General features: G+C 45.3%; 1 pseudogene. It reads left to right on the forward strand.

Annotation, left to right across the window (positions count from 1 at the left end):
• Positions 1–450 (forward strand): annotated as a pseudogene (dgcM, locus tag M3202_RS22095) (diguanylate cyclase DgcM); the annotation flags it as partial.

Raw genomic sequence — 450 nt, forward strand, 5'->3', positions numbered from 1 at the left:
TTTCTATGGTTATAACCATGAAACGATGTGCCAGAAACATACCTGGGAAATAAATATGCTCGGGCGTCGCGTCATGCCTATCATGCATGAAATCTCGCATTTACCCGGTGGTCATAAACCTTTGAATTTTGTTCATAAACTGGCGGATGGTTCGACTCGTCATGTGCAGACCTATGCCGGACCGATTGAAATTTATGGCGACAAGCTCATGTTATGTATTGTGCATGATATTACTGAGCAAAAACGGCTGGAGGAGCAGCTGGAACATGCTGCTCACCATGACGCGATGACCGGATTACTGAATCGGCGACAGTTTTATCACATTACGGAACCAGGCCAAATGCAGCATCTCGCCATCGCTCAGGATTACAGCTTGTTGCTCATCGACACCGATCGTTTTAAACACATTAACGATCTCTATGGGCATTCTAAAGGTGATGAGGTGTTATG

Source organism: Halalkalibacter oceani (assembly GCF_023715605.1).
In the GTDB taxonomy this organism is placed as follows: domain Bacteria; phylum Bacillota; class Bacilli; order Bacillales; family Bacillaceae_D; genus Halalkalibacter; species Halalkalibacter oceani.